This window comes from Kitasatospora sp. NPDC022785, from assembly GCF_055561295.1.
The window spans coordinates 24,938-48,074 of the sequence record NZ_JBVHHB010000001.1 but is presented as its reverse complement, the minus strand read 5'-3'; the positions used below and the strand labels follow the sequence as shown (position 1 = coordinate 48,074).

The following is a 23,137-nucleotide window of genomic DNA, read 5'->3' as shown; positions in this document are numbered from 1 at the left end:
TCAGGACTCCTTCACCAGGACGGCCGTGCCGGAGGCACCGGTCGCTCCCCGACTGTAGCGGGGGTGGATCAGGCCGACGCAGGAGTACGGCAGGTCGTCCACCTCCTCGACGGGGACGCCGCGTTGGGCGGCGAGCAGGCGGACGTGGTCGAGGTCGGCGCCGGTGCCGCGGCGGGCCAGCACCCTCCAGGGAACGCGGCGCAGCATGACCCGGGTGGTCTCGCCGACGCCGGGCTTGACCAGGTTGACGTCGTCGATGCCGTAGTCGGCGCTGATCCGCTCGACGGCGGCCCAGCCGGCCCAGTCGGGCGTGCGGTCCTCGGCGGCGAGCCTGGCCGCGGCGCCGGCGGCCTCCTCCCGGACTTCGGCGAAGTGGTCGGCGACGGTGTCCAGGAAGGCCCCGGAGACGTCCCCGCCGGCCAGGTCCGTGTAGTGCTTGGCGCCGTGGAAGTCGTCCGGGCCGATCAGGTCGGCGCGCAGCACGGTGCGCGAAATCAGGCCGGACACGGTGGAGTTGAGACAGGCGGACGGGATCAGGAAGTCGTCGCGGGTACCGTAGGTCCGCACGCAGCGGCCGGGGTCGGCGAGGACGGCCAGCTCGGGGTTGAACGCGGATCCGGCCAGGGCGCCGGCGAGTTCGCGGGTGATCGCGCCCTTGCCGGTCCAGCCGTCGACGAACACCACGTCGGGGGCGTGGTGGTGGGCGTCCAGGTAGCGCAGGGCCACGGGGTCGATGCCGCGGCCACGGACGATCGAGACGGCGTAGTGCGGGGTGTCCAGGCCGTGGGCGAAGGCGAGCCAGCGGCGGATCAGGACGCCGACCGGCGTGCCGGCGCGGGCCAGCGAGGCGAGCACCAGGCCGCGGCCGCGTTCGCGCACCAGCGTCTCGGCGACGGTGCCGACGGCGAGCGCGATCCGGCGGGCGGAGACCCTCAGGGCCTGGTGGAACAGCTCCTGGTAGGCGGGGCTGGGCTGGTACTCGACCGGCAGCGACTCGGCGTAGTGGGCGCCGCCGTTCTGGACGGCCTCCTCGCGCTCCTCGGTGGGGGCCTCCAGCGGGACGTCGGAGAGGTCCTTCAGCAGCCAGGCCACCTCGTCGGGGCGGTAGGAGGAGAACTCCGGGCCGTACAGCGGCCGGGGCAGACGGCCCGGCAGGCGGCCCGGCAGACGGGTGGAGGACCACCCCGAGGGCCGCTCCGAGGGCCGGTGCGAGGGCAGGACGGCGAGTACCACCCGGTCGGTGACCTGGCGCAGCTGCGTCAGCAGGGCCCGCTCGCCCTCGTGCAGGGCCGGGGTGTCGGCGACGTCGTCGACCACCAGGACGACGGCGTCGAAGCGGCGGGCCGGGTCGGTGCCGGGGGCGACGTTGTACGCGTAGCGCTCGCGCGAGGCGGAGTCGCTCGGGTCGTCGTGGGCGGGAAAGGCGAGCCGGGTGCGGATGGCGTACCCGGGGTCGTCGACCGCGAGGACGGGCGAGCGGGTGGTGGTGGAGTAGCGGACCCTCTCGTCGCCGCCGGGCAGGAGCTCCGCGAGGGCCCCGGCCAGGCGCAGCGGCGCGTACATCAGCTCCTCGAAGCCGAGCACGAGCACGCGTCCGCCGTCCCCGACCGGCTCCAGCGCCGCGGCGAGCTGGGAGGCCAGCTGCGGCAGCGCGGCGTCGAGCTGCCCGCGGTGCTCGGAGGTGAAGCCGTGCCGGCCGCCGTCCGGGAGACCGTCGGGCCAGTCCAGGGCGGCCCGGACCAGCGGCGCGTGCGCGGCGGGCGGCAGCGCCGGTGCCGGGCCGGCCTCGGCGATCAGGCGCTCGGCACGGTCCAGGATGTCGGCGGGCAGCTCGACGCCGCCGCTGGCGGCGGCCACCAGGTCGAGCCGGGTGCCGAGTTCGGCGGCGGTGTCGGCCAGGCGGCGACGGTCGGCCTCGTCGCGCAGGTCGACCAGGGCCACCACGACGTAGTGGCCGCGCGGGTTGCGGCCGTGCAGCTCGCGGATGGTGTTGAGCACGGTGTTGCCGGTGGAGAACTCGTCGTCGACCAGTACCAGCGGGCCGTCGCCGGCGAGCATCGCGGGGTCGGCGGGCAGCAGCAGGTGGGAGGTGGCGTGCGAGTGCTCCTCCTCGAAACCGCCGACCGGGGTCACCCCGTCGACCGGGCGGCGGGTGGAGTGCAGGTAGGGGGCGTCCAGGCCGTCGGCGACGCTGTGGCCGAGCCCGGTCGCGGTCTCGGCGTAACCGAGGACGACGGCGCGCGCGGCCGCGTCCGCGCCGAGCAGCTCGTGCACCCGGCGGCCGAGGTCGAGGCCGGCTCCGTGGACGACGGACGGGCGCTGCGGGACGTGCTTGCCGAGCACGGTGGAGACCAGCAGGTGGGCGCGCTTGCGGTTCTCACGCAGGGCCAGGCCGACCAGTTCGGGGAGCCGGTCGGAGCCGGTCAGGCCGACGCCGGCCCGGTCGGCCACCCAGCGGCCGGTCCACTCTTGCTGTGCTGTCACTACTGGTCCTGCCTTCGATGGTGCGGAGTCTTGCGGGTTACTGCGGGACGGCGCCAAGCCGTCCGGGTTACTGCTGGGTCGTGCTGAGCCGTCCGGGTTACTGCGGGACAGCGCCAAGCCGTCGGGGTTACTGCTGGGTGGTGCCGCGCCGTCCGGGTCGCCAGCCCCGGCTTCAGCCGCAGAGGCAGGCCGAGAGCAGCTCCGCGAAGCTGACGTCCTCCCGGGCCACTCCGAACACCTCGGCGCGCAGCAGCACCCGCTCCGCCCAGGCCCGGTGCGGCTTGGCCTCGTTCATCTTGTTGGTGTACGCCGAGCGCAGGACGCCGCCACCGCCGCGCTCCTGGTCGAGGATGTCCCGGGCGTCGGAGTACTCCTCGTGGGTGACCACCGCGAGGGCGTGCACGGCGGGGACGTGGCTGGGGTGGATGCAGGTCTTGCCGAGCAGGCCGTTGGCCCGGTCCAGTTCGAGCTCGCGGATCAGGCCGTCGAGGTCGTGCTCGATGATCCGCTGCCGGACCGCCTCCCCGGAGGGCTCGGCCTCGGCGAACGGGGTGCGGCGCAGCTGCGGTTTGAACATCCGCTCCTGGACGGGGAAGTACTCCCACACCGGCCCGGTCACGGTGAAGCCGGTGCCATCGGCCCGGCCGAGCACGTTGACCACGTCCCCGATCACCGCCGCGACCAGGGCGACGTCGTACGCGGTCAGGTCGGGCGAGCGGCGCAGGCCGTACGCGGAGCACAGGTCGGTGACGCCGAGGCGGACGGCGAGGACGCGCTCGCGGTACTTGTCGAGCAGCCGGGCGATGCCGAACAGCTGCTCGCGCCGGGTCTCCAGGTGGGCGAGCTCGGGGGACTCCAGGACGGGCATGGCGAACAGCCGCCGGCCGGTGGCGGCCTCGGCGGCGGCGAGCGCCTCCAGGTACGCGCCGCCGTTCTCGTCGGTGAACTTCGGCAGCACGAAACCGGTGAGCAGTCCGACCGCCGGGCCGAGCCGGTCGGCGAGGTCGGTGATCTGGGAGGCCGCGCGCACCCTGATGAAGAGAAGGGGCAGATCCTGTGCGCAATCGGTGGAGATCTGAGCGCTCTCAGGGGCCCCCGAAGCCTCGCCGGACAGCGCGCCGAGCTGCGCGACCAGGTTGGCCTCGGCGGCGGTCACCTCGTGGTCGGCGATCGAGTCCTCCAGGCAGAGCACCATCGAGACCACGCCCCGGGCCGCCTGCTTGCGGATGTCCGCGCCCAGGGTGGGCCTGGTGGCCGGGCTGTACAGGGTCGCGCCGAGCGCGGTGGCGAGCACGGCCGCGTCGCTCTCCGGGGTGAAGGCCCGGGGCTGTTCGAGGAAGAGCCGGCCGCGTACGTCGTCGGCGAGGTGGCCGAAATGGCGCAAGGTGCTCTCCTCAGGGGTTGCGGCCGCCGGTTGGGGCGGGTGCGAAGGGCTCGGGGGCGTGCGGCAGGCTGCTCGGACGGGTACGCGATGCGGTGCTCGGGCGAGCCCGGGGCGGTCAGGCGCGGGGCGGGCGGCGGATCGTGCGTGGATGCGGGGTGCCGGGGTCGGAGCGGGGCGGTCGGACCCCGTCCCGGAGTGCGGGGCCTCACCGTGGTTAACCGGCCCGCCGGGCGCCGTGGTTCCCGGCGCCGCGCGTCTGATTACCCCCTGCCGAACCCCCCGGGGCCCTCTGGCCGCCTATCGTACGGACGACTTCCGGCCGAATGCAGCTCGGAAACATCGAATTCTCGGAAGGTTACCCTCCGCTTCACAAAGCGCAAGCGTTGGCAAAGTCCCACCGTTTCGCCACCTTCGGTCACGTTGTCCGAAGGGGTGGCGAACAGGCAGGATGGTCGGCTATGACGCACGTGATGGCCAAGGGCGCCAACATCGCACTGCCGGTGGCGGCGGTCCGCGCCGTGCTGCGCTGGAGCGCCACGCCCGGTGCGCCGGACGTGGACGCTTCCGCACTGCTGCTCGGCGCCGACGGCAGGGTCCGTTCGGATGCCGACTTCGTCTTCTACAACCAGCCGCGCCACCCCTCGGGGCTGGTGCGCCACCTGCCCAAGCAGCAGACCGCCGGCGGCACCGAGATCGCCGACACGATCGAGGCCGAGCTCGGCAAGCTGCCGCCCGAGGTGGACCGGGTGGTGCTGGCCGGCTCCTCCGAGGGCGGTTCGTTCCGCTCGGTGACCGGGCTGCGGGTCCTGCTCTTCGACGCCGCCGGCGGCGACGGCGCACCCGCACTCGCCGAGTTCGCGATGCCGGAGGCCGACGAGGTCACCGCGCTGGTCGCGGGCGAGCTCTACCGGCGGGCCGGGTCCTGGAAGTTCCGGGCCGTCGGCCAGGGGTACGCCTCCGGGCTGATCGGCCTGGCGACCGACTTCGGCATCACCGTCGAGGACGACGCCGGCAGCTCCGGGATCTCGGACGCGGTCGCCGCGGCCGCCCCCGCGGTGGACCCGCGCACCGCCGTACCGGACCCTCGCCCGGCCGCGCGGGCCGAGCCCGGCACGTTCACCCTGGCCCCGGCCGTGCCCCTGCCGCCGACGACGGCCCCGTCCGTGCCCGCCAACACTCCCCCGCCGCCGACGGCCCCGCCCACCATGCCGCCGACCGCCCCGCCCGCCCCGCAGGCGCCCCCGGTCCCGCAGCCGGCGTACGGCTACCCCCAGCCGGGCCCGCAGCAGCCCGCGCCGCACCAGCAGGGCGGCTACGGCTACCCGCCCCAGGCGCCGCGCCCCGCGTACGGCTACCCGCAGCAGCAGCCCTACCCGCAGCCCCACCAGGCACCGAACCAGCAGGCACCGAACCAACCACCCCCCGGCTACGGCTACCCGCAGCAGCAGCCCCAGCAGGCCGGCGGCTACGGCTACCCCCCGCCGAACACCGGCCCGCAGCCCCAGCAACCCCAGGCCCAACAGCCGCAGGCCCAGCCTCCGGCCACCACCGAGGAGTTCGCGCTGCCGCCGCAGGGCCCGCAGTTCCAGCCGCGCTGATCCTGCCCGCACCGTGCCGGGCCGCCCGGGGCCACCGCCCCGACCGGCCCGGCCACCCTGGCACCGCGGGGCCACTCCGCACGCCCGACCACCCCGGCACGCCCACCCGCCCCGGCGTGCCCGCCGCCCACGGGGCCGCCCGACGTACCACCCTCCCGGCGCTCACGGTCCCGCGACCGCCCGCGGCCGTCCCCGCCCGCCCCCGGACTGCTCCCAAGCGCCCCCGCTCGCTCCCAACCGCCCCCGACTGCTCCAACTGCTCCAACTGCTCCGTCTACTCCGGCCCCGAAGCGTTCTTGTACCCGCGCTGCCACTGCATCCCGAAGCCGTACAGCCGGTCGATGTCCGCCTGGAACCCGTTGACGTACCGCACCTCGCGCCGGACGGTCAGCGTGTTGTCCCCGGTGTTCTCGATCAGCACCACCGCGCAGGAGCGCGCCGCAGCCGCCCGTTCCTCCAGCTTGATCTCGATCCGCGGGCCGGTCTGCGGCACGATCGTCACCACCGCGTTGGCCTGCTCGAACGCGGGCGTGCCGTCGTAGATGTAGACGAAGATGAGCAGCCGCTTGAACTGGTCCTTCTTCTCCAGGTTGACGTACATCGTCTCGCCGGACGGCGCCCCGTACTGGTCGTCCCCGCTGAGTTTGACGTAGGGCGCGCGCTGGAGGTCGCCGAAGTAGCCGCCGAGCGGCTGCACCACGCCCCGGCTGCCGTCGGAGAGTTCGTACAGACAGGCGAGGTCGAGGTCGACGTTGAGCTGCGCGGACTGCTGGGAGTCCGGCTCCATCGGGCTGAGGATGCGCGGGCTGAGCCAACGCTTGAGGGTGTCCCGGCCGGACGGCCGCGGAGCTCCTATCCGGGTGGTCCAGTGCAGGTTGACGTAGAGGTACCCGGTGGTGGCCGCGGCCCCGGTGATCGCGTGCTGCGGAGTCGACTTGGTGAGCGTGATCTTGTGCTGCCCGCCCGGGTCGAGGGTGTTCCGCTCCCCGCGCAGGTACTCCCAAATCGAGGCCATCCCAGTCCTCCCCCTGGTCCCGCCAGTCGATCTGGCGGTCCACCGCTCCATGATCGGGCATCAGCCCGCCGGCCGGAAAGCCGGACTTCCCACCCGGCGGACTCCCTACCCAGCCCCATACCCCGAACACCGGCCGCCGCCACGGAGGGCCACCACCACGAACAACCGGCACGCCCCGACAACCGGCATCGGCGGGTCGGTTGGCGGGGGGAACCCCGACTCCCGTAACATGCCGCCCCTTCGGACGCGATATCGTCTAGCCGCACAGGTGTCCCGCCCGCCCCTTGCCCGGGTGAGGCGATCGCGCCGACAGCAAGGACGCACCGTCAGGCCCGGTCCCGGGGACGGAACCTGACCGCCTGTGTCCACTGTGACCTGTCCCCTGCGGAAACCCGAGGCCCGACCCGCAATGAACCTGACCTCCATACAGCTGGTCTGGACCGTCATCGGCGGCGCAGCCCTGCTGTTCACCGCCATCCTGGTGGCGACGCTGCGCTTCAAGAACACCGGCAGGACCGAGGAGTCGGGCGACTCCTGGGAGCGCAGCGAGGAGCGCCGCCGGCGCAAGGAGATGATCTACGGGATCTCCTCCTACGTCCTGCTGTTCTGCTGCGCCGGCGTCGCGGCCGCGCTTTCGTTCCACGGCCTGGTGGGCTTCGGCAAGGAGAACCTGGGCCTGTCCAACGGCTGGGAGTACCTCGTCCCGTTCGGCCTGGACGGCGCGGCGATGTTCTGCTCGGTGCTCGCCGTGCGCGAGGCCAGCCACGGTGACGCGGCGCTCGGTTCGCGTCTGCTGGTCTGGGTGTTCGCGATCGCCTCGGCGTGGTTCAACTGGGTGCACGCCCCGCGTGGCGTGTCGCACGACGGTGCCCCGCAGTTCTTCTCCGGCATGTCGATCTCGGCCGCGATCCTGTTCGACCGGGCGCTGAAGCAGACCCGCAAGGCCGCACTGCGCGAGCAGGGCCTCGTCCCGCGTCCGCTGCCGCAGATCCGCATCGTCCGCTGGCTGCGCGCCCCCCGCGAGACCTACGCCGCCTGGTCGCTGATGCTGCTGGAGAACGTCCGCAGCCTGGACGAGGCGGTCGAGGAGGTGCGCGAGGAGCGCCAGGCGAAGCTGGACGCCAAGGTGCGTGCCCGCAGCGCCGACCGCCGGGAGCGCGCCGAGCTCAAGGCCATCTCGCGCCAGGGCGGCATGCTCGCCCGGGCCCGCGGCGGCCGCCAGGTGCCCGCGCTCACCGCTGCCGGAGACGGCCCGAGCGCTACGGAGCCTGCCCTAGCCGCTGACGCTGCCGCCTCCGAGAACACCTCGTCCGCGTTGGAGCACGCCCCGATGAGCGCCCTGGACGCCGGCCGCCGCCCGCGCGCCGCCGTCGGCTCCTCCTCGACCGGATCGTCCTCCTCGCTCGGCTCGTCCGCGTACGGCTCGGCCTCCCCGCTCGGCTCGTCCTCTTCCTACGGGTCGTCCTCCACCTACGGGTCGTCCTCCTCGTACGGTTCCTCCGACGAGTCGTCGTACCGCACCACGGGCAGCGGCAGCAGCAGTTCCTCCTCGTCGTACCGCAGCTCGGCCATCGACCTGACGGCCGACGACGACACCCTGTCGATGCCCAAGCTGGACTCGCTGGAGCGCAAGCTGCGCGCCATCGAGCAGCAGCTGGGCTAGGCCTCCAGCACTGCGGGGCAGAGCCCCGAACACGCGGAACGGCCGCCCCCTTCATCTCGAAGGGGGCGGCCGTTCCGCTTCCGTCCGAGCGCCACCGGGGCGCTGCGGGCCGGACTGGGCCGGGTGTTACTTGCCGGTGCTCACCAGCTCCCGCTCCTCGCCTCCGTCGCCGTCGGCGGACTCGCGCCGGTTGCGCAGGATCGACGAGCCGAGGGCGAGGCCGATGAAGGCGACGCCGATCAGGCCGGTGACGATCTCCGGAATGTGGTACTTGATGCCGACCATCAGGATCACCGCGAGCGCGCCGATCGCGTAGTGCGCGCCGTGCTCCAGGTAGACGTAGTCGTCCAGGGTGCCCTTGCGGACCAGGAAGACGGTCAGCGAGCGGATGTACATCGCGCCGATGCCGAGGCCCAGGGTGATCTGGAAGATGTCGCTGGAAATCGCGAACGCGCCGACGACGCCGTCGAAGGAGAACGACGCGTCCAGAACCTCCAGGTACATGAAGAGGAAGAACGCGGCCTTTCCGCCCACCTGGACGATGGACTTGCCGCTCTTCTCGGCCCTCTCCTCCTCCTCGGCCTCTTCCTCCAGGCCCGCCTCGAAGACCGAGGAGAGTCCGTTCACGACGAGGTAGGTGACCAGGCCGAGCACACCCGCGAGCAGCACCGTCTCGGCGTGCTCACCGGCGAAGAAGTTGGACGCCAGCAGCAGCGTGACCAGCGCGACGACCGTCGAGAAGGCCTCCAGCTTGCCGACCTTCTCCAGCGGACGCTCGATCCAGGCCAGCCAGTTGTAGTCCTTCTCCTCGAAGATGAAGTCGAGGAAGATCATCAGCAGGAAGACGCCACCGAAAGCCGCGATGGCCGGGTTGGCGGCCTCCAGGTACTGGGCGTACGTCATGCCCTCGTACGTCGCGTCCGAGTGGAGCGCGAGGTCGATGACCGTCGCCGGGTTGAGGTGTGCGGTGAGGCCGACCACCAGCAGCGGGAAGATCAGCCGCATACCGAAGACGGCGATCAGCACACCGACGGTGAGGAAGATCTTCTGCCAGTACGGGTTCATCCGCTTCAACACCGTGGCGTTGACCACCGCGTTGTCGAACGACAGGGAGATCTCCAGGATGGAGAGGATCAGCACAATGCCGAATCCCTCGGCTCCCCAGAGCAGGCCGGCTGCGATCAGCCCGATGACGGTGATCGCGAATGACCAGCCGAATGTGCGGAGGAACACGGGACTTGGTTACCTTTCGAGTTCATGGCGCCGCCTGCGGCCGAAGCGCAGCAGGCGAGTTTCGCGCCTTTACTGTACGTTTACGCCGAAATCGAGGGCAATACCGCGCAGGCCCGAGGCGTACCCCTGGCCCACTGCCCGGAACTTCCACTCCCCCGCGTAGCGGTACAGCTCACCGAAGATCATCGCGGTCTCGCTGGACGCGTCCTCGGAGAGGTCGTAGCGCGCGATCTCCTGTCCGTCCACGGAGTTGACCACGCGGATGTAGGCGTTGCGCACCTGGCCGAAGTTCTGCGTCCGCGACTCGGCGTCGTAGATCGACACCGGGAAGACCACCTTGTCGACCTGCGGCGGGACGAGGTCCAGGTTGACCAGGACGACCTCGTCGTCGCCCTCGCCGTCACCGGTGAGGTTGTCGCCCTGGTGCTCGACCGAGCCCTCGGGGCTCTTCAGGTTGTTGTAGAAGACGAAGTACTCGTCGCCGAGCACCCGTCCTCCCGAGCAGAGCAGCGCGCTGGCGTCGAGGTCGAACGGCGCCCCGGTGGTCGAGCGGGCATCCCAGCCGAGGCCGATCTGCACCTGCGTCAGATTCGGCGCGGCCTTGGTGAGCGAGACGTTTCCACCCTTGGCGAGCGTGACACTCATGGCTGTCCTTCCTCCCTTTGCCTCCCGGGGCGCATCTAGGTCTATTCCCCCGTGGCCCCGCCCGGCCTCTTCCGGCCGGCTGAACTTCCTGAACTCCTATCCTTCCAGTGCGCCGGGGCAACGCGAAGCCGGGGCGGGGGGCCCCGGCGGCCCGGGGGGGGCGGCCCCCCCCCGGGGGGGGGGGGGGGCCCCCCGGGGCCCCCCCCCGCCCCCCCCGGGGGCGCCCCCCCCCCCGGGGGCGGGGGCCCCCCCCCCCCCCCCCCCCCCCCCCCCCCCCCCCCCGGCCGGTGGTGCTGCGTCAGGCCTCCGGGGCCCGCCCCGGGCTCAGACGTTGACGCCGAAGTCCTGGGCGATGCCGCGCAGGCCGGAGGCGTAACCCTGGCCGATGGCGCGGAACTTCCACTCGGCACCGTTGCGGTAGAGCTCGCCGAAGACCATCGCGGTCTCGGTCGAGGCGTCCTCGGAGAGGTCGTACCGGGCCAGCTCCTTGTTGTCGGCCTGGTTCACCACGCGGATGAACGCGTTGCGGACCTGGCCGAAGTTCTGCGTCCGGTTCTCGGCGTCGTAGATGGACACCGGGAAGACGATCTTGGACACGTCCGCCGGAACGCCGGCCAGGTTGACCTTGATCTGCTCGTCGTCGCCCTCGCCCTCACCGGTCAGGTTGTCGCCGGTGTGCTCGACCGAGCCGTCGGGGCTCTTCAGGTTGTTGAAGAAGACGAAGTTGCCGTCCGTGCCGACCTTGCCCTGGTCGTTGCAGAGCAGGGCGCTGGCGTCCAGGTCGAAGTCCGTGCCGGTGGTGGTACGGACGTCCCAGCCGAGGCCGACGACCACGGCGGTCAGGCCGGGGGCCTCCTTGGTGAGCGAGACATTGCCGCCCTTGCTCAGGCTGACACCCACTTGTCCTCCAAGAATCGGGAGGCACGCCGTGGTGCCCCCGTGGTGCGGTCCAAGGCGTCGGCGGCGGTTGCCCCCGGGCCTCTGACCAGCCAACGGACCGATCGTAGTGCCGGGTTCCCGTCCTGGGCAGGGAACGGGCCCGGCGTGGCTGTTCGAATTCTCGGCCGGACCGGGCCCGCGGGGGCGGAAGGCGGGCTCAGAGCGAGCCGAGGACCTTCAGGTACTCCTGCTCGTCACGGGCGTCCGGGAGGTCGTTGACGACGCTCCAGCGGACCACGCCGGCCTTGTCGATCACGAAGGTGCCGCGGACCGCGCAGCCCTTCTCCTCGTTGAAGACGCCGTAGGCGCGGGAGACCTCGCCGTGCGGCCAGAAGTCGGAGAGCAGCGGGTAGTCCAGGCCCTCCTGCTCGGCGAAGACGCGCTGGGTGAACGGCGAGTCGTTGGAGACGCCGAGCACCTGGACGTCGTCGTTCTGCAGCCGCGGCAGCTCCTTCTGGATCGCGCACACCTCGCCGGTGCAGACGCCGGTGAAGGAGAACGGGTAGAAGACCAGGACGACGTTCTTCTCGCCCCGGAAGTCGGAGAGCTTGACCAGCTCGCCGTGCTGGTTCTTCAGCTCGAAGTCCGGAGCCTCGGTGCCGACCTCGATGGCCATGGTGGGACCTTTCTGACGCGACGGGGCCGCGCGGCGGGCGCGGCGAGCGACATCCTCGCATCCGTTTGCACCGATTCGGCCGAACGGGTGAGGGCGCCCTCGTCCGGGCCGGTCACTTTCGCCCTGGGCGAACGCACTCACCGGCGGGGTCTCCAGCCGGGACGGTGAAACGACCGGGCCCCGCTGGAGCTTCCTCCAGCGGGGCCCGGTCCTGGTTCGCGGCTCAGCTCCGCGGGGCGCTCAGCGCTTGCCCGCCTTGGTGGCCTTGGTCGCCAGACGGGTGGCGGCCCAGTCCTTGGCGATCGCGATCGAGCTGGTCTGGGAGAGGCCGGCCGTCCGCGCCGCATCGGCGATGTCCGAGGCCTCGATGTGACCGTCGCGGCCGGTCTTGGGCGTCAGCAGCCAGATCAGGCCGCCCTCGGCCAGGTACTCCAGGGCGTCGACGAGGGCGTCGGTCAGATCCCCGTCGTCGTCGCGGTGCCACAGCAGGACGGCGTCGGCGACGTCGTCGTAGTCCTCGTCGACGAGATCCGTCCCGGTGAGCTCCTCGATGCCTTCGCGGAGTTCCTGGTCAGTGTCGTCGTCGTACCCCAGCTCCTGGATGATCTGGTCCTTCTCGAAACCGAGACGGTGCGCCGGGTTGGACTTGTCCGCGGGGTCCGCGGTCGCGCTCACGGGAATAACCTCCAGTATTCGGCCCGGCATCCATGCCGAGGCTGTGGCCGTAGTCCACACGGGCGCGGCGGTTCGCGCAAGTACCCGACCCCCGATCCCCTCCAAAGGTTGACGTGTCGCAGGGGGACACGCCGGTCGAGGTGTCGCGAATCACACCGATTTGCCCTTCTCTGCGTGAGACAAGGATGCTTCGGGTGGTCCCGGTCCACAGGCCGTACGCGTGCCCGAGATGCGAACGGCATTCGGGTCCGCGCGTGCGCGGGCGTAGAGTCTCCTGTTGGCCCTCACCCCGACCGCCCGCCATCGGACGGTCGGGCAACCAGGTCGGACCACCTCTTTTCGTAACACCCGGTGGTGCGCGGCGCAGGCAACAGCGCCTGTTCCGCACTCCGCCAGACCGTACCGCCCACCAGGCGGAACGGTTACCGATCGGTAGAGATGACGGATCTCCGAGCGCGGTAGCACGATGGAGGCGGCGCGACACACCTAAGTTTCGACCGACAGTGAAGGAACAGCGTGGCTTCCGGATCCGATCGCAACCCGATCATCATTGGCGGCCTTCCGAGTCAGGTCCCGGACTTCGATCCCGAGGAGACCGCGGAATGGCTGGAGTCGCTTGACGCGGCCATCGACGAGCGGGGGCGCGAGCGTGCCCGCTACCTGATGCTCCGCTTGATCGAGCGCGCCCGCGAGAAGCGTGTCGCCGTGCCCGAGATGCGCAGCACGGACTACGTCAACACCATCGCCACCAAGGACGAGCCCTTCTTCCCCGGTAACGAGGAGATCGAGCGCAAGGTCCTCAACGCCACCCGTTGGAACGCGGCCGTCATGGTTTCGCGCGCCCAGCGCCCGGGCATCGGCGTGGGCGGCCACATCGCCACCTTCGCCTCCTCCGCGTCGCTCTACGACGTCGGCTTCAACTACTTCTTCCGCGGCAAGGACGCCGAGGGCGAGTCCGGCGACCAGATCTTCTTCCAGGGTCACGCCTCCCCCGGCATCTACGCCCGCGCCTTCCTCCTGGACCGACTGACCGAGCAGCAGCTCGACGCCTTCCGCCAGGAGAAGTCGAAGGCCCCGTACGGCCTCTCCAGCTACCCGCACCCGCGGCTGATGCCGGACTTCTGGGAGTTCCCGACCGTCTCGATGGGCCTCGGCCCGCTCGGCGCGATCTACCAGGCCCGGATGAACCGCTACCTGGAGCACCGCGGCATCAAGGACACCTCCGACTCGCACGTCTACGCCTTCCTCGGCGACGGCGAGATGGACGAGCCCGAGTCGCTGGGCCAGCTGTCGCTCGCCGCGCGCGAGGGCCTGGACAACCTGACCTTCGTGGTCAACTGCAACCTGCAGCGTCTGGACGGCCCGGTCCGCGGCAACGGCAAGATCATCCAGGAGCTGGAGTCGCAGTTCCGCGGCGCCGGCTGGAACGTGATCAAGCTCGTCTGGGACCGCAGCTGGGACCCGCTGCTCGCGCAGGACCGCGACGGCGTCCTGGTGAACAAGCTGAACACCACGGTGGACGGCCAGTTCCAGACCTACGCCACCGAGACCGGCGCGTACATCCGCGAGAACTTCTTCGGCGGCGACCTGCGGCTGCGCAAGATGGTCGAGAACATGACCGACCAGCAGATCCAGCACCTGGGCCGCGGCGGTCACGACCACGCCAAGGTGTACGCGGCGTTCAAGGCCGCCCGCGAGCACACGGGCCAGCCGACGGTCATCCTCGCGCAGACGGTCAAGGGCTGGACGCTCGGTCCCAACTTCGAGGGCCGCAACGCGACCCACCAGATGAAGAAGCTGACGGTCGAGGACCTCAAGCGCTTCCGCGACCGCCTGCACATCCCGATCACGGACAAGCAGCTGGAGGAGGGCTACCCGCCCTACTACCACCCGGGCCGTGACTCGGAGGAGATCCAGTACATGCACGACCGCCGCAAGGAGCTGGGCGGCTACGTGCCGACCCGCAAGGTGCGGCCGCGCAAGCTGGAGCTCCCGGGCGACGACGCGTACAAGGCGGTCAAGAAGGGTTCCGGCAACCAGACCATCGCCACCACCATGGCGTTCGTCCGGGTGCTCAAGGACCTGATGCGCGACAAGGGCATCGGCAACCGCTTCGTGCCGATCGCCCCGGACGAGTACCGCACCTTCGGTATGGACTCGCTGTTCCCGTCGGCGAAGATCTACAACCCGCTCGGCCAGACCTACGAGTCGGTCGACCGCGAGCTGCTGCTCGCGTACAAGGAGTCGCCGACCGGGCAGATGCTGCACGACGGCATCTCCGAGGCCGGCTGCACCGCCTCGCTCATCGCCGCGGGCTCGTCCTACGCGACCCACGGCGAGCCGCTGATCCCGGTCTACGTCTTCTACTCGATGTTCGGGTTCCAGCGCACCGGCGACCAGTTCTGGCAGATGGCCGACCAGCTGGCCCGCGGTTTCGTGATCGGCGCCACCGCCGGCCGCACCACCCTGACCGGTGAGGGCCTGCAGCACGCCGACGGCCACTCGCAGCTGCTGGCCTCGACCAACCCGGGCGTCGTCGCGTACGACCCCGCGTACGGCTTCGAGATCGCGCACATCGTCCAGGACGGCCTGCGGCGGATGTACGGCTCGTCCGCGGAGTTCCCGCACGGCGAGGACGTGTTCTACTACATGACCGTCTACAACGAGCCGATCAAGATGCCGGCCGAGCCGGAGAACGTCGACGTCGAGGGCATCCTCAAGGGTCTGCACCGGTACGCCCCGGCGACCGCCGGCCAGATCCCGGCCCAGATCCTCGCCTCCGGCGTGGCGGTGCCGTGGGCCCTGGAGGCCCAGCGCATCCTCGCCGAGGAGTGGAACGTCAAGGCCGACGTCTGGTCCGCGACCTCCTGGAACGAGCTGCGCCGCGACGCGGTGGAGGCCGAGGAGTTCAACCTCCTGCACCCGGAGGAGCCGCAGCGCGTCCCGTACGTGACGCAGAAGCTCCAGGGCGCCGAGGGCCCGTTCGTCGCCGTCTCCGACTGGATGCGCGCGGTGCCGGACCAGATCTCGCGCTGGGTGCCGGGCCAGTACCAGTCGCTGGGTGCCGACGGCTTCGGCTTCGCGGACACCCGCGGCGCGGCCCGTCGCTTCTTCCACATCGACGCCCAGTCGGTCGTCCTCGGCGTGCTCACCGAGCTCGCCAAGCAGGGCAAGGTCGACCGCAGCGCCCTGAAGGACGCGATCGACCGCTACCAGCTGCTCGACGTGGCGGCCGCCGACCCGGGCGCCGCCGGCGGCGACGCCTGACCGGCAGTCGGACCCTGAGGGGCCGGACCTCCACCCGGAGGTCCGGCCCCTCGCCGTTCCCGGGCCCGTCGGAGCGTCCCGGTACGCGGGCGGCCCCGGACTCGGTGGAGTCCGGGGCCGCCCGCGTACCGCGGGGTGGGGTCAGATGTGCACAGCCGGGCCGGCGTCGGTGGCGCCGCGGCGGGTGAGGAGGCCGAGCAGGGCCGCCGCGAAGGCCACCACGGAGGCGACCGCGAAGGCGAGCGACATCCCGCTGACGAAGGAGTCGTGGACGGCGCCGGCCATCGCGTCGACGGCCTGCTGCGGGGTGCCGGGCGGGGCCGGCGGGGCGATGCCGAGCTGGGCGGCCTGGTCGAGGCCCTCGGCCTGGGCACTCTCGACCGGCGGCAGTCCGGCCCTGGCCCAGTTGCCGGGCAGCACGTCGGTGACCTTGGCGGCCATCAGCGCGCCGAGGACGGCGGTGCCCAGGCTGCCGCCGACCTGCATCGCCGCCTGCTGGAGGCCGCCGGCGACGCCGGAGAGCTCCAGCGGGGCATTGCCGACGATCACCTCGGTGGCGCCGACCATGACCGGGCTGATGCCGAGGCCCATCAGGACGAACCAGAGCGACATCACGCCGGTGCCGGAGCCCGCGTCCAGGGTGGACATGCCGAACATCGCGGCGGTGGTGATCAGCATGCCGGCCACGATCGGGATCCGCGGGCCGAGCCTGCCGATGGCCAGGCCCGCCAGCGGCGAGCCGACGATCATCATGCCGGTCATCGGCAGCAGGTGGACGCCGGCCGAGACCGGCGACATCCCGTGCACGTTCTGCAGGTAGAAGGTCACGAAGAAGATCGCGCCGAAGAACGAGAAGGCCATCAGCACCATCAGCAGGGTGCCGGCCGAGAGCGGCAGCGAGCGGAACAGGCTGAGCGGGATGAGCGGCTCGCGGGCCTTGCTCTGCCAGAACGCGAAGAGCGCCATCAGGACCACCGCGCCGCCGAGGAAGAGCACGGTCCGGGTGTCGCCCCAGCCCCACTCGGGCGCCTTGATGATGCCGAAGACCAGCGCGAACATCGCCACCGAGAGCAGCACGATGCCGGGGATGTCGAAGGACTTGGCGGCGTTCTCCGCGCGGACGTCCTTGAGGATCCAGATGCCGAGGGCCAGCGCGATCAGGCCGACCGGGATGTTGATGAAGAACACCGACTCCCAGTTGACGTGCTCGACCAGCAGGCCGCCCACGATCGGGCCGGCCGCGGTGGACGCGCCGATCACACCGCCCCAGATGCCGATCGCCATGTTGAGCTTCTCGGCCGGGAAGGCCCCGCGCAGCAGGCCGAGCGCGGCCGGCTGGAGCAGCGCGCCGAACAGGCCCTGGAGGACCCGGAAGGCGATCACCATCTGGATGTCGGTGGCGAACCCGATCGCGGCCGAGGTGGCGGCGAAGCCGACGGCACCGACCAGGAAGGTGTTCTTGTGGCCGAACCGGTCCCCGATCTTGCCTGCGGTGATCAGGAAGACCGCCAGGGCCAGCAGGTAGCCGCTGGTGACCCACTGGATCTCGGAGGGCGCGGCCTTGAGGTCGGCCTGGATGACGGGGTTGGCGATCGCGACGATCGTGCCGTCCAGGGCGACCATCATCACGCCGACGGCGACGGTCAGCAGGGTCAGCCAGGGGTGCCCCTGGAGGCGGCCCCCGGACGGAGGCTTGCGCTGCGGCGGCACGTCCGCCCTGGCGCTCTTGACGACGGACTGGCTCATCTGGGCCCTCCGGGGGCATTGCGGCGGAACAACGGGCATGGGTGTGGCGCCCCGGCCACCCGTCCCCACGAGTTACCCGGCCGTAGGGCGCCACGTTCGGCAGATTATGTCAGCGACTGCCATTCGGCAAACGCTGACTAGTGTCCGTCACTGCCATTTGTCAGACCGCTACAGTTGTGCTCCTGCACCCCAGCCGCACCCACCGCCCGGAAGGCCCCGCCATGGCCGCTCAGCCCTCGCCCGCCGCCACCACCCCGGCGGCCGGCAGAACCGCCGGCCGCGACGGGACCGCCCACGGCACCGGCCCCGGCCTGCGCGAGCGCAAGAAGCAGCAGACCAGGGACGCCCTGATCGAGGCCGCCCACCGGCTCTTCCTGAGCCAGGGCTTCGCCCGGACGACCGTGGACGAGATCGCCGCCGCCGTCGACGTCTCCCAGCGCACCTTCTTCCGCTACTTCGCCAACAAGGACGAGGTCGCACTCGCCGTCCTGGCCGACGCCGAGGACTACTTCATCGACCGGCTGCGCCGGCGCCCCGCCGCGGAGAACCCGATCCAGGCGCTGCGCGCCGCCATCGTCGAGTCCTGGCGCGAGCTCGGCTCCCCGCTGCACACCGGCCCCGGCTCGGTCACCAGCGCGCTGGAGCTGATCGCGATGATCGAGGAGTCACCCACCCTGCTCGCCGCCCACCTGTGCCGGGTCACCGAGCAGGAACGGGTGGTCGCCCAGGTGATCGCGGCCCGCGAGGGCCTGGACCCGGCCGAGGACCTGCGCCCCACGGTGATCGCCGCCGTCTTCGGCAGCGTGCTGCGCGCGGCCCACCTGTCCTGGACCGCCGACCAGGAGGAGTCCGGGCCGGAGGGAATGATCGCCCTGATCGGGCGTTACTTCGACCAGCTGGGGCCCGCGTTGGCCGGAGACTGGCGGCACTGAGACCCGCGTGTCATACCGGGGTACTACGGCCGGATCCAGCCCCCGGTCGGACGCCGGAGCGCCCCGGGCCGCCTAACCTGACGGGATGATCGATCCGCCCGCCGGGCCGACCCGGGGCGGCGGCCGGCTGCCCGCCCTGCTCGCCCCGCTCACCCGCCCCTCCTCCGACCACGCCCCGCTGCTGGCCCACGCCTCCCGCCGCTGGGTCCGCTACCTGCCCTACGCCCTCGCGGTGGCAGCGCTCTCCTCCCTGCTGCCCAGCGCGATCAACGTCCTCGCCAACGACTACGGGCTCAACGCCGGGCTGGCCGCGGGGCTCGCCGTCGGACAGACCGTGCCACTGCTGCTGGCGGTGAGCCGCCCGCTGCCCGCCTGGTGGATGATCGGCGGCGCCGACCTGCTGACCTCCCTGCTGATCCTCACCACGGGGCGGGACACCCACGCCCCCTGGCCCTGGCCCGCCACCGGCCTGGTCGGCTACCTGTTCCTGATGCTGCCGCTCGCACTCCGCGAACGCCGGCGCACCCTGCTCTCCGTCTGGCTGGTCACCGGCGCCGTCAGCCTCGTGCTCTCGGCGCTCGCCCCCGCCGGCCGCTTCGGTGGCGACAACAGCCTGCTGGCGGTGGCCCTGACCGGCGCCGTGCTGGTGCTCGGCGGGGCCCTGCGGGAACGGGCGGAGGCCCAACGCCTGCTCGCCGAGCAGGAGCACATCAGCGAGGCCGAGCGCGAGCGGCGCACCCTGCTGGAGGAGCGCGCCCGGATCGCCCGTGAGCTGCACGACGTGGTGGCCCACCACATGTCGGTGATCGCCGTCCAGGCGGCCAGCGCCCCGTACCGGATACCCGACGTCCCGCCGGAGGCCGCCGAGGAGTTCGGCGCCATCGCCGGCACCGCCCGCGAGTCACTGGCCGAGATGCGGCGGCTGCTGGGCGTGCTGCGCAGCGAGGAGTCCACCGCCGAGAAGGCGCCGCAGCCCGGGGTCGGGCAGCTGGGCCAGCTGGTCGAGACGGTCGGCCGGGCCGGGGTGCCGGCCGAGCTCGCCGCGCCGCCGGAGCTGGCCGGCACCCTGCCGCCGGCCGTCGACCTCTCCGTCTACCGGATCGTCCAGGAGGCGCTGGCCAACGTCGTCCGGCACGCGCCCGGCGCGCAGACCTGGGTCTCGCTGGCCGTCGACGGCGAGGGCCTGCTGGTCACCGTGGTGAACGGCGCTCCGCCCGCGCGCACCGAGTCGCTGGAGGCGTCGGTCGAGGGCACCGGCCAGGGACTGGTCGGAATGCGCGAACGCGTCCGGCTGCTGGATGGCAGGCTGGACACCGGCCCGCTGCCCGACGGCGGCTTCAAGGTGGCCGCCGTCCTGCCGCTCGACACCCCCGGGGAGACACCCGCATGACCATCCGCGTGATCATCGTCGACGACCAGGCGATGGTGCGGGCGGGCTTCGCCGCCCTGCTGAACGCCCAGAGCGACATCGACGTCGTGGGCGACGCGGCGGACGGCGCGCAGGCCCTGGAGGTGACCGGCCGCACCCACCCGGACGTGGTGCTGATGGACGTCCGGATGCCCGGCATGGACGGCCTGGAGGCGGCCCGCCGGCTGCTCGACCCGGCCGTCCCCGGCGCGCACCGCCCCAAGGTCCTGATGCTGACCACCTTCGACGTGGACGACTACGTGTACGAGGCGCTGCGCGCCGGGGCGAGCGGCTTCCTGCTCAAGGACGCGCCCCCGGCCGACCTGATCGCCGCCGTCCGGGTGGTCGCGGCCGGCGAGGCGCTGCTCGCCCCCTCGGTGACGCGCCGGCTGATCGAGGACTTCGCCCGGACCAAGCCCGCCAAGCGCCGCGACCCCAAGCTGCGGCTGAACGGCCTGACCCCGCGGGAGACGGAGGTGCTGGAGCTGATCGCCCGCGGCCTCTCCAACCAGGAGATCGCCGCCGGGCTGGTGCTCGCCGAGCAGACCGTCAAGACCCACATCGGCCGCATCCTCGCCAAGCTCGGCCTGCGTGACCGCGCCCAGGCGGTGGTCCTCGCCTACGAGTCCGGGCTGGTGACGCCGGGTCAGTGACGGCGGGCGCCGGCACCGGGCCGGTGCCGCGGGTCAGTGACGCGGGCCGGCGACGCGGGGCCGGTGACGCCGGCGTCCACTCGCCCGCCCGCCCGCGGGGCGCTCCTGACCCGGTACCGGCGCCCCCGCTCCTCCCTCGCCTCCCCACCCCTCCCTCCCGGTACCGGCGCGCCCTTCGGCCCGGGGCGGAGGTGATACCCGGGTGCTACCCGGGAGTTGGCCCCGCGGTGTGACGTCCGCGGGGCCGTCGCATTTCTACCTTCCTCTCCGTCGAGACCGAACGGACAAGGGAGACAGCGAAGATGCGGCAGCCGCGCACCCACCACAGGCCCCGCCGTTTCCGGCGGGCGGTCGCCGCCGCCGCGGTGGCCCTGGCCGCCGTCCTGGGCGCGGGCGGCTGGGCCGCCGACACCCAGCAGGCGGTCATCGGCCCGCCGCCCGGCAGCGCCGCCTGGGTCGCGGACACCACCCTCGGCCTCCGGCTGCCCGACCCGGCGACCGCCTCCGCGGCCGAGGTGGCCACCTTCTTCGACCGGCTGCCGGCCGGCCCGCAGGACGCGCTGGCCGTCCGTCACCCACTGGTGGTCGGCAACCTCGACGGCGCGCCGGTCGCGCTCCGGTACCGGGCCAACGCGCTGGCGCTGGCCGAGGAACGCGAACGCCAACTGGCCCGCGCCACCGACCCGGCACTCACCCCGCAGGACCACGCCGCCGCCCGCGACCGCGCCGAGCGCTACCGCACCCTGCTCGACGGCGGCCGGCAGATCCTCGCTTTCGACCCGCGCGGCCGCGGCCAGGTCGCCGAGGTCTACGGCGACCTCGCCACCGCCCGGCGGACGGCCGTGATCGTGCCCGGCTCCGACATCGACCTGCACAGCTACGACCGGCCGGGTGATCCGTACGGCAGCCCGGCCGGGATGGCCCGCGCGCTGTACGAGGCCACCGGCCGGCAGACCGCCGTGATCGCCTGGGCCGGTTACACCACCCCGGTCGGCGTCGGCCCGGACGCCGCCACCGAGACGCTCGCCCACGCCGGGGCGCCGCGGCTGGCCCGGCTGCTCGACGGGCTCGCCGTCTCCACCGCCCCGGCGGCGCCCGCCACGGTGTTCTGCCACAGCTACGGCTCGGTGGTCTGCGGACTGGCCGGCCTCGGGCCGCGGCAGACCTCGGGCGTGGTGGTCCTCGGCTCCCCCGGGATGGGCATCGGCTCCGCGGCCGACCTCGATCCCCGGGTGCCGCTCTGGGCCGTCGAGCGCAACGGCTCCGACTGGATCGGCAACGTGCCCAACGTCTCGCTCCTGGGCCTCGGCCACGGCCCCGACCCGACCGCCCCCGGCTTCGGCGCCCACCCGCTGCCCGCCACCGGATCCCACGGCCACACCGGCTACTTCGCCCCCGGCACCGCCTCGCTCGCGGCCTTCGCCGCCGTCGCCCTCGGCCGCTGAACCCGCCGTAGGCACCCCACCCGACCAGCAGTAAGGAGCACCGCCGTGGTCCACCCGCTCACCGCCCTGCGCCGCGCCGCCGACCAGGTCGACGCCCGCACCCCCGAGACCCGCGACCGCGCCCTGGACGGCCTGCGCGCACTCGCCCTGCTCGCCGTGCCGGCCGGGCACTGGATGCTCGGCGGCTTCACCCTCTCCGCCGACGGCGCGCTGCACAACGCCAGCCCGCTCAGCTCGCTCGGCTTCCTCGCCCCGGCCAGCTGGGTGCTCCAGATGCTCGGCGTCTTCTTCCTGGTGGGCGGTCATTCCTCGGTCCGCTCGCTGGACCGGGCGCGGGCCAAGGGGCTGGGCCACGCCGCCTGGCTGCGCGGCCGGGCGGTACGGCTGCTGCGCCCGGTGCTCGGGGTGGCGGCCGTGTGGGCGCTGCTGATCCCGCTGATGGAGCGGCTCGGTGTCCCGGGCGACACCGTCCGGACCGGCTCGGTGCTGGTGGTGCAACCGCTCTGGTACATCGCCGTCTACCTGGGGCTGACCGCGCTCACCCCACTCTGCGTCGCCGCCGCCCGGCGGCTGCGCGGCTGGTCGGCGGGCATCCTGGCCGCCGTGGTCGCCGTCGTCGACCTGCTCCGGTACGGCCCGTGGGCCGAGGCGGTGCCGTCCTGGGTCGGGCTGCTGAACATCCTGCCGGGCTGGCTCTTCGGATATCAGCTGGGCGTGCTCTGGGCGCGGGAGCAGCTCGGCCGCCGGGCGGCGCGGCTGCTGCTGTTCGGCGGTGGCGCCCTGTTCGCCGTGCTGCTGCTGGCCTTCCACTACCCGGCGAGCATGGTCGGCGTACCCGGCGCCGAGCGGACCAACTCGCACCCGCCGTCCCTGCTGGTGCTGGCGCTGGCGGCGCTGCAGTGCGGCGCCGCGGTGCTGCTGCGCGAGCGGCTCGGCCGGCTGCTGAAGCGCCGTCCGCTGCTCTGGCTGCCGGTGGTGACGGTCAACCTCTCGGCGATGACGATCTTCTGCTGGCACCAGAGCGCGATGCTCGCCGTCGCGGTGCCCGGCGCGGCCGGCCTGGGCACGGTGCCCGGGCTGACCGACGCCCCCGACTCGCTCGGCTGGGTGGCCGCCCGGCTGGCGCTGCTTCCGCTGTTCGGCGCCGTACTGGTCGCGATCGGGTGGTTCACCCGCCGCTTCGACGGCCCGTGGACGGCGTTCTCCCGCACCTGGAAGGCGGTGGCCGGCGCGGCGGCGGCGCTGTTCGCCGCGTACGCGCTGGGCGTGGTCTGAGCAGGCGTCCCCCGACGGGGACTGACGGGGCGTGAGCCGTTCGGGCCCACGCCCCGTTCGCATGCGACACGCGCCCCACCAAAGCAGGGCATCCGCATGCGAACCACCACGCACTGTGATGTCCTGTGACGGTCGGCAACCGCCTCTGCGCCCGCGCCC

General features: G+C 72.5%; 17 protein-coding genes. 8 read left to right on the top strand and 9 right to left on the bottom strand.

What is annotated here, in order from left to right:
• Together ACZ3YO_RS00195 and ACZ3YO_RS00190 are read right to left on the bottom strand one after the other, a co-directional pair.
• The gene (locus ACZ3YO_RS00195; RefSeq protein ID WP_465562836.1) at positions 1-2,484 is read right to left on the bottom strand and encodes a phosphoribosyltransferase; all 2,484 of its coding nucleotides are present in this window, start codon (positions 2,482-2,484) and stop codon (positions 1-3) included.
• A gap of 172 nt (positions 2,485-2,656) precedes the next feature.
• Complete coding sequence (locus tag ACZ3YO_RS00190; RefSeq protein WP_465562834.1) at positions 2,657-3,868, bottom strand: HpcH/HpaI aldolase/citrate lyase family protein; 1,212 nt, start codon at positions 3,866-3,868, stop codon at positions 2,657-2,659.
• 458 nt (positions 3,869-4,326) lie between these two features.
• Between ACZ3YO_RS00190 and ACZ3YO_RS00185 the strand changes: the two genes are divergently transcribed.
• A complete protein-coding gene (locus ACZ3YO_RS00185) occupies positions 4,327-5,466 on the top strand; it encodes a TerD family protein (protein ID WP_465562831.1) in 1,140 nt (379 codons plus the stop codon).
• A gap of 274 nt (positions 5,467-5,740) precedes the next feature.
• Here ACZ3YO_RS00185 and ACZ3YO_RS00180 read toward each other — a convergent pair whose 3' ends face one another.
• The gene (locus ACZ3YO_RS00180; RefSeq protein ID WP_465545321.1) at positions 5,741-6,481 is read right to left on the bottom strand and encodes a Tellurium resistance; all 741 of its coding nucleotides are present in this window, start codon (positions 6,479-6,481) and stop codon (positions 5,741-5,743) included.
• A 409-nt stretch (positions 6,482-6,890) separates the two neighbouring features.
• On the opposite strand from ACZ3YO_RS00180, the gene ACZ3YO_RS00175 reads away from it, so the two are divergent.
• Complete coding sequence (locus tag ACZ3YO_RS00175) at positions 6,891-8,144, top strand: DUF2637 domain-containing protein (RefSeq protein ID WP_465562828.1); 1,254 nt, start codon at positions 6,891-6,893, stop codon at positions 8,142-8,144.
• Positions 8,145-8,270: 126 nt separating this feature from the next.
• Here the strand turns inward: ACZ3YO_RS00175 and ACZ3YO_RS00170 are convergent, their stop codons facing one another.
• The 5 genes from ACZ3YO_RS00170 to ACZ3YO_RS00150 all read right to left on the bottom strand — a co-directional run bounded on the left by ACZ3YO_RS00170 (position 8,271) and on the right by ACZ3YO_RS00150 (position 12,252).
• Positions 8,271-9,377, bottom strand: a complete 1,107-nt coding sequence (locus ACZ3YO_RS00170; protein WP_396319598.1) for a DUF475 domain-containing protein — start codon at positions 9,375-9,377, stop codon at positions 8,271-8,273.
• Between the two features lie 69 nt (positions 9,378-9,446).
• Positions 9,447-10,022 (bottom strand): TerD family protein, encoded by a 576-nt coding sequence (locus ACZ3YO_RS00165; protein ID WP_465562825.1) that lies wholly within the window; start codon positions 10,020-10,022, stop codon positions 9,447-9,449.
• Positions 10,023-10,346: 324 nt separating this feature from the next.
• The gene (locus ACZ3YO_RS00160; RefSeq protein ID WP_396319600.1) at positions 10,347-10,922 is read right to left on the bottom strand and encodes a TerD family protein; all 576 of its coding nucleotides are present in this window, start codon (positions 10,920-10,922) and stop codon (positions 10,347-10,349) included.
• A gap of 196 nt (positions 10,923-11,118) precedes the next feature.
• Positions 11,119-11,577, bottom strand: coding sequence for a peroxiredoxin (locus ACZ3YO_RS00155; protein ID WP_396319601.1), 459 nt, complete (start codon positions 11,575-11,577; stop codon positions 11,119-11,121).
• A 240-nt stretch (positions 11,578-11,817) separates the two neighbouring features.
• Complete coding sequence (locus tag ACZ3YO_RS00150; RefSeq protein ID WP_396319602.1) at positions 11,818-12,252, bottom strand: DUF3052 domain-containing protein; 435 nt, start codon at positions 12,250-12,252, stop codon at positions 11,818-11,820.
• A 516-nt stretch (positions 12,253-12,768) separates the two neighbouring features.
• Here ACZ3YO_RS00150 and aceE point away from each other — a divergent pair.
• Positions 12,769-15,519 carry a pyruvate dehydrogenase (acetyl-transferring), homodimeric type gene (gene aceE, locus ACZ3YO_RS00145; protein WP_465562821.1) on the top strand — a complete coding sequence of 917 codons (2,751 nt, stop codon included), beginning with the start codon at positions 12,769-12,771 and terminating at the stop codon, positions 15,517-15,519.
• A gap of 141 nt (positions 15,520-15,660) precedes the next feature.
• Here the strand turns inward: aceE and ACZ3YO_RS00140 are convergent, their stop codons facing one another.
• On the bottom strand, positions 15,661-17,265 hold the full coding sequence (locus tag ACZ3YO_RS00140; RefSeq protein ID WP_465562819.1) for an MFS transporter: 1,605 nt from the start codon (positions 17,263-17,265) through the stop codon (positions 15,661-15,663).
• Positions 17,266-17,486: 221 nt separating this feature from the next.
• Here ACZ3YO_RS00140 and ACZ3YO_RS00135 point away from each other — a divergent pair, with 221 nt between their 5' ends.
• From ACZ3YO_RS00135 to ACZ3YO_RS00115, 5 genes are all read left to right on the top strand, one after another.
• On the top strand, positions 17,487-18,197 hold the full coding sequence (locus ACZ3YO_RS00135) for a TetR/AcrR family transcriptional regulator (protein ID WP_465562816.1): 711 nt from the start codon (positions 17,487-17,489) through the stop codon (positions 18,195-18,197).
• Positions 18,198-18,282: 85 nt separating this feature from the next.
• Complete coding sequence (locus tag ACZ3YO_RS00130; protein ID WP_465562814.1) at positions 18,283-19,587, top strand: sensor histidine kinase; 1,305 nt, start codon at positions 18,283-18,285, stop codon at positions 19,585-19,587.
• Positions 19,584-20,258 (top strand): response regulator, encoded by a 675-nt coding sequence (locus ACZ3YO_RS00125; RefSeq protein WP_465562811.1) that lies wholly within the window; start codon positions 19,584-19,586, stop codon positions 20,256-20,258. Before ACZ3YO_RS00130 ends, ACZ3YO_RS00125 begins: the two co-directional genes overlap by 4 nt.
• Before the next feature lie 302 nt (positions 20,259-20,560).
• Positions 20,561-21,703 carry an alpha/beta hydrolase gene (locus ACZ3YO_RS00120; protein WP_465562808.1) on the top strand — a complete coding sequence of 381 codons (1,143 nt, stop codon included), beginning with the start codon at positions 20,561-20,563 and terminating at the stop codon, positions 21,701-21,703.
• Between the two features lie 45 nt (positions 21,704-21,748).
• Positions 21,749-22,978, top strand: coding sequence for an acyltransferase family protein (locus ACZ3YO_RS00115; protein ID WP_465562805.1), 1,230 nt, complete (start codon positions 21,749-21,751; stop codon positions 22,976-22,978).
• Positions 22,979-23,137: the final 159 nt, after the last annotated feature.